General features: G+C 54.7%; 6 protein-coding genes and 1 tRNA gene. 4 read left to right on the plus strand and 3 right to left on the minus strand.

The genetic code is table 11. From position 1 onward, the window contains the following. The first annotated feature begins 122 nt into the window (after window positions 1–122). Window positions 123–2,135, plus strand: coding sequence for a methionine--tRNA ligase (metG, locus tag V6C16_RS06495; RefSeq protein WP_333534730.1), 2,013 nt, complete (start codon window positions 123–125; stop codon window positions 2,133–2,135). Between the two features lie 334 nt (window positions 2,136–2,469). Here metG and V6C16_RS06500 read toward each other — a convergent pair whose 3' ends face one another. Further along, on the minus strand, window positions 2,470–2,664 hold the full coding sequence (locus V6C16_RS06500; protein WP_333534731.1) for a hypothetical protein: 195 nt from the start codon (window positions 2,662–2,664) through the stop codon (window positions 2,470–2,472). 138 nt (window positions 2,665–2,802) lie between these two features. Between V6C16_RS06500 and V6C16_RS06505 the strand changes: the two genes are divergently transcribed. The 3 genes from V6C16_RS06505 to V6C16_RS06515 all read left to right on the plus strand — a co-directional run bounded on the left by V6C16_RS06505 (window position 2,803) and on the right by V6C16_RS06515 (window position 4,342). Next, window positions 2,803–3,600: an undecaprenyl-diphosphate phosphatase gene (locus V6C16_RS06505; RefSeq protein ID WP_333534732.1), complete on the plus strand. Its 798-nt coding sequence runs from the start codon at window positions 2,803–2,805 to the stop codon at window positions 3,598–3,600. A gap of 293 nt (window positions 3,601–3,893) precedes the next feature. Continuing rightward, window positions 3,894–3,970 (plus strand) — tRNA-Met (locus tag V6C16_RS06510). A gap of 93 nt (window positions 3,971–4,063) precedes the next feature. Next, the gene (locus V6C16_RS06515) at window positions 4,064–4,342 is read left to right on the plus strand and encodes a hypothetical protein (RefSeq protein WP_333534733.1); all 279 of its coding nucleotides are present in this window, start codon (window positions 4,064–4,066) and stop codon (window positions 4,340–4,342) included. Between the two features lie 125 nt (window positions 4,343–4,467). On the opposite strand, the gene V6C16_RS06520 is transcribed toward V6C16_RS06515, so the two are convergent. After that, a complete protein-coding gene (locus V6C16_RS06520; RefSeq protein ID WP_333534734.1) occupies window positions 4,468–5,265 on the minus strand; it encodes a hypothetical protein in 798 nt (265 codons plus the stop codon). A gap of 5 nt (window positions 5,266–5,270) precedes the next feature. Next, entirely contained in the window at window positions 5,271–5,795 is a 525-nt protein-coding gene (locus V6C16_RS06525) for a hypothetical protein (protein ID WP_072312499.1), read from the minus strand. Window positions 5,796–6,134: the final 339 nt, after the last annotated feature.

The raw sequence follows: 6,134 nt of genomic DNA on the forward strand, positions 1-6,134 counted from the left end.
CATGACGGGGCGGGCGCCGATGGGCATGGCGATGCGGCAAAGCCGCGCCGCAAACGCCGCCGCAAGACGCAGAAAAACGAAAATCAATAGTTACAAGCCATTACAAGCTTACGGAGCCTTGAGTGAATACCTTCTTTATCACAACGCCCATCTATTACGTTAATGCCAGACCGCATCTGGGGCATGCCTATACCACCGTGGTAGCCGATGCCATGGCCCGCTACCACAAGCTGATCGGGCAGGATGCGCTCTTTCTGACAGGCACGGATGAGCACGGCGACAAGATTGTGCAGGCAGCGGAAAAGGAAGGCAAATCGCCCAAGGAGTTTGTGGACGGCATCAGCGCCCGTTTTCAGGCATTGTGGCCCCGGCTTGATGTGGCTAACGACCGCTTTGTGCGCACCACGGATCCTGCGCATGTGGCTTCGGTGCAGAGTTTTTTGCAGAAGGTTTATGATGCCGGGGACATTTATTTTGGAGAGTTCGGCGGCCACTACTGCTACGGCTGCGAACGCTTTTACACGGAAAAAGAGCTGGAAAACGGCCTTTGCCCGCAGCATCTGTGCAAGCCGGAATTCATAAGCGAGAAAAACTATTTTTTCCGCATGTCCAACTACCTGCCGTGGCTCAAGGAGCATATTGAGCAGAATCCCACGTTTATCCGGCCGGAGCGCTACCGCACCGAGGTGCTGTCCATGCTGGAATCCGGCGCGCTGGAAGATCTGTGTATCTCCCGGCCCAAATCGCGCCTGACCTGGGGCATCGAGCTTCCTTTTGACAAGGACTATGTGTGCTATGTCTGGTTTGATGCGCTTATCAACTATATCAGCGCTCTTGGCTGGCCGGACGGCGGGGATTTCGAGCGTTACTGGCCCGGCGAGCACCTGGTTGCCAAAGATATTCTCAAGCCGCACGCCGTGTTCTGGCCCACCATGCTCAAATCGGCGGGCCTGCCCCAGTACAGGCATCTCAACGTGCATGGCTACTGGCTTGTGCGCGACACCAAGATGTCAAAGTCATTGGGCAACGTGATTGAACCGGAAGAAATGGCGCAGCGTTTTGGGGCTGATGCCTTCCGGTATTTTCTGCTGCGTGAAATGCATTTCGGGTCTGACGCCAGCTTTAGCGACGAAGCGCTTGTGGGCCGCATAAACGCAGACCTTGCCAATGATCTGGGCAATCTTTTCAGCCGCGTTCTTTCAATGACTGCCAAGTATTTCGGCAGCCGCGTTCCTGCTCCCAAGCAGTTTGACGAGGCGGACAAGGCCATTGAGGATCTGTGCGCCACGGCCATGCGCAATTTCAGCCAGCTTTTCGGCAATGTGCAGTTTGCTCAGGGGATTGAGTCCCTGTGGGAACTGGTGCGCGCCCTCAATAAATACGTGGACAGCCAGGCTCCCTGGGCCCTGCACAAGCAGGGCAATATGGAACGCCTTGCCACAGTCATGTATGTGTTGCTGGCCGCCATGCGCAAAACGGCTCTGTGCCTGTGGCCGGTCATGCCTGTGGCCTGCGGCAAGATGCTGGAGCAGCTTGGGCAGCCTGTGCGGGAAAACACGCCGCCTGTGCCTTCTTTGGAAGACGAGATGGACAGTCTGGACGGGCTTGTGCCGGGTACGGCTGTTGCGGATGCCTCAAACCTGTTCCCGCGCATTGAGGTGAAAAAAGACCCGACCGCGGCTGAAAAAACCAAGGCCGCAAAGGCGCAGGCCAAGGCGGAAAATAAGGCGGCCAGGCAGCAAAAAGCCGACGCCGGTAAACCGGTGGAACCGTGCTCTTCCTGCGAAGGCGAGGCGGTTTCGGGCAAGCCCAATATCGAATTTGATCATTTCAAGACATTGGACATGCGTGTGGGAACAGTGCTGGTGGCCGAAAAGCACCCCAATGCAGACCGTATCCTGCGGCTGGAAATAGATTTTGGCGAAGGGCAGCCGCGCCAGATACTTTCCGGCCTTGCAGAGCACTACACGCCCGAGGTCATGGTCGGAAAGCGCGTTTGCGCAGTGCTTAATCTTGAGCCGCGCAAGATTCGCGGCCTCATGTCGCACGGCATGGTGCTCACGGCCGGGGACGGAAGTTCCCTGACCCTGCTTGCCCTTGACGGCAATGTGCCGGACGGCAGCGAAATCGCATAGCAAGCCCTGGCGCGGTTTCAAAGTGAAACCGCGCTGACGGCCGCATGGGCAGGCACCCGCCGCCAAAGCGTAAACACGGCTGCATCCGCTGCCGAAGGGCTTACGGATGAAGATGGCAGCGCTGTTTATTTGCGCTGCCGGGCGCAGGAGAGAGCGTTTTGAAAACATTGCGGATGTACTCCGCAACGTCAAAACTCTCTAGTTTTGCGGCGTTGGTGCTTTTTGCTCCTGCCACAAGGCTCTCTGCGAGGCCGCGTCATTGCGCGGGCTGCGGGCTGCCCGGACTGATCCTGCCGGTTTTGCCGAAAGGCGTTTGGCCGAAGAAGTACAGATGCTACTCTGTCTTGACGGTATCGCTTTTTCGGAAAAGGCGTTCCAGAGACATGGCGTCCAGCGGAGTGAGGTTAAAGCGCATGCCTGCCTCATCCAGCAACAGGGCCAGGCTCTTGCGGGGGTCCCGCGCGCGCTCTTCCGCCAGATAGGCAGCGGCTTTTCGCACCAATTCACTCTGCGGCATTATGGTACTCATGGCGTACGTCCTTTTTTTCACTCATAGCCTGCAGGGCATTTTTTGGCAACGGCAGAACGCCGTGTGCCTGTATTCCGGCCGGCAGAACGACCGGCCAAACAGCAACTCGCCGCATGGCACCCATATACGAGGCCAGTTATGGACAATTTGCTCACAGCGTTGATATTGAGCATTGTGGAAGGATTGACAGAGTTTTTACCGGTCTCGTCGTCCGGCCATCTTATTCTGGTCGGAGACCTGCTCGGCTTTGTGGGAGAAAAAGCCGCCACCTTTGATGTGGTTATCCAGCTTGGGGCCATCATGGCCGTGGTGGTTCTTTACTGGAAGCGCTTCTGGGGGCTTGTAAGGCCACAGCCCTATGTCCGTTTCGCCGGCACGCGCGGTATCGTGCTGCTTATGCTCACTTCGTTGCCCGCCTGCATTCTGGGTCTGCTGCTGCACTCCTACATCAAGGAGTACCTGTTCCGCCCGTCCACTGTGCTCATTGCCCTTGTTGTGGGTGCCATCTGCATGATTTTTGTGGAAAAACGCAAATTCAAAACCACCTGCGTCAGCCTTGACGACATGACCCCCCGTTTGGCCCTGGGCATTGGCTGTTTTCAGTGTCTGGCCCTCTGGCCGGGATTTTCGCGTTCGGCGGCCACCATTATGGGCGGCATGCTGCTTGGGGCCAGAAGGCCGCTGGCAGCGGAATATTCCTTTATCGCAGCTGTGCCGATCATGGTCGCCGCCACGGGCTATGATCTGCTGAAAAACCTGAGCATGTTCACCACTGCGGATATTCCCTTTTTTCTTGTGGGCATGGCTGGTTCTTTTGTATCGGCCCTTCTGGCGGTGAAGGTCTTTGTGGCTCTGGTGGGGCGTATGACTCTTGTGCCTTTTGCCTGCTACCGCCTGCTGATCGCGCCTTTTGTATATTATTTCATGGTGAACTAGTTGCCGTTGCGACCATCGCGGAAATGTCGTTTTCTGTGCGTGAGCGGAAATATTTTGCGCAAGCGCAGGACGTACCGCGATATTGGTTGCCGCAAGAGAGGAACTTGTTGCGGAAAGTTTTTTCAAAATTGTTTCGTGCTTTCTGAAAAAACAGCATTTTGCGACCTTCGAGCGCAGCGCAAAGATAAAAATGTAGAAAAAACGAACAGGCACGGATAATTGGAAAAATTTTGCTTGCCAATCATGGCTAAATCTTATATTTAGATCGTCGCGCTGCCTGAGGGCGAGCGTACGGCAAGGTAGCTCAGTTGGTTAGAGCATGCGGTTCATACCCGCAGTGTCGGGGGTTCAAATCCCTCCCTTGCTACCATATAAATACAGGCACTTAGAATAATTGGAAGTGCCAGAGATATAAGGCGCTTATGCTTGAATGTTGTACACAAAGAATAAGCGGGCGCGCAAGTTGGCACTGATTCGTGCGCAAGTTGGCACAAGAGGCCACGTAAAAAAGCGGGGTAAAAACCCCGCTTTTGTGTCATTTTTGACATTCTGTTTCTGGCTTGGGATAAGGCAAAACAGGAAGCCTCAAACGCCGTTGCCAATCCGTTTTGAGGAACCTCACATATCGGTTGGTGCGATCGCGACAAGTTCATTTTCTGCAAAAACAGATGGTTCTCACCAAAAAATAAAAGAATCTCTTGAGAATGCTATTTTTGAGATGGAATATACAGAACAACATTAATATTTTACAATACAATTATACAATTAATAATACACATGCCATTAGCTACAGAGTTAAGGGGGGACTGCGCTCCCCCCTTAACTCTAAAAGGTCATCAAATCCCTATGCGATTGTCAAAGACCTAATCAGGCGGTCGCAATGTCAAAAAATCCCGTCATCCCTTGACCCAAATACGGCCTCATGTCTGGGCATGCGCCCTGGATTTGCACAACGATCTTCCGCGCGGCGGATCTATCTATATAGTCGCTGCAGCCATCAATCCGTATCCAGCGCCTATTGCGGTAGCAGCGCGTGGCCAGCGTCAGACCGCCTGTATCTGCAGTCAGCCCACGGCATGGGCCTGGCAAGTAGGTGCGTGAGCGCAGCAGCGCAGCCAGCCCATGATCGTTAACGGCCTGGCCAATATGATTACCCATGTCCGTCATGGCCGAAAACAGATCCAGCCCCCAGGGCCACAACTGACTCTGCGTGAACAAACAATCCTCAGCTATAATCCGTGCGCCCCGGTGCGCCCATGCGCCAAAGGCCCGCACATCAAACGCCTGCCCAAAATCATGCACCCAACAGCGGCGCATTGTGACTGTAGTGCCATCCTGAGCCTCCGGGCAACGGCGGCCTGAGCCGATGATAACGCAATCCTCCAGCTCCCATCGAGCATAGCGCACATCGTTGCCGGGGTGATCGCCGTTGCCAGCCAGGATAGCCTTGATACCGCCCAATATAACGACACCAGATAGCCGGACATCTGCCCCGTCAACACCGCTCAAGACCTCGTCCTGATCAACCTTGGGGCAAAGCCGAAAATCGTACACTCGTTGACGGATCTCAGTAGGCTGATGTGGACCGTACACCGTCAGGCCATCCTCGCCTGGCTTTGCAGGGCCAGTGCAGACGCCGCCGGTGATTCGATTAATGATGCTCATGGCCCCTACACCGCGTAACTAACCACTATGGCCTGCACGGCTTCGGCGGAATCGGCGTCGCTCACAGCGGTCAGCAAGGCGTCACGCCGGGCCTCGTGAATAGCTAACAAATCAGCATAACCTTCGGGGTCATCCGTGCGCCAGTCATAGAGAGCGGTGGCCACCTCATATGCAGCGGGGGGGATTGTGGCGCTCGGCATTGCGAGGCTTGCGGCCATTGCTGCCGTAAAACCTACCGTTATTTCAGTGCGCTTGGCGTTTTGCGCCTCGGTCAGCGTTGGCGGGGCTGGCGTATCGCTCCAACCATCCGGCAGAGGCCCATATCCTTTAATTTCGTGCGGCTGGCCATTTACATAGCCGCTTTTCCCCTTGTGATCTTCGACCTGTTCCCATTTTTCCCCCGTCCAGCGCGGCACCATGCCCTCAACGACTGTGGGGGCTGTGTACGTGGCGTTATTGGGCAGTAAACCGTAGTCTTCGACTTCTCCGGCAAAATAGCCGTCTGCAGTATATTGATAGCATTTAGTCATTATTAGACTCCTTTGCAGAATACAGGCGCATTAGTTCAAGCTGATCCAACTCTTGCCCTGACTCTAGATGCTTATAGATAATTCCGTTTATTCCGAACCCAGAAAACCGAAATCCATCGGTTTCTGCACCAACAAAATTACAGCATGTATCCAGACGGCCTGTTATTTCTCTCATGCGACACATAGGGTTTTTCCTTTTTATAACTCGCTCCCGGCGTGGGAGGCGTGCGTGGTGATGCTATTCGCGAAATATACGGCGACATATCCGGCGCTATTACGCATTTAGCGCGCAATACGACTGGCACCGCTGTCTTTAATGTTACAGACGGTCTGCCGCAG

Source organism: Desulfovibrio sp. 1188_IL3213, from assembly GCF_036763145.1.
Taxonomy (GTDB): Bacteria; Desulfobacterota; Desulfovibrionia; order Desulfovibrionales; family Desulfovibrionaceae; genus Desulfovibrio.

Excerpts from the sequence above, each read along its gene's own strand:
- V6C16_RS06505 (WP_333534732.1), top strand. The coding sequence starts at position 2,803 with ATGGACAATTTGCTCACAGCGTTGATATTGAGCATTGTGGAAGGATTG.
- V6C16_RS06525 (WP_072312499.1), bottom strand. The coding sequence starts at position 5,795 with ATGACTAAATGCTATCAATATACTGCAGACGGCTATTTTGCCGGAGAA.
- V6C16_RS06520 (WP_333534734.1), bottom strand. The coding sequence starts at position 5,265 with ATGAGCATCATTAATCGAATCACCGGCGGCGTCTGCACTGGCCCTGCA.
- V6C16_RS06500 (WP_333534731.1), bottom strand. The coding sequence starts at position 2,664 with ATGAGTACCATAATGCCGCAGAGTGAATTGGTGCGAAAAGCCGCTGCC.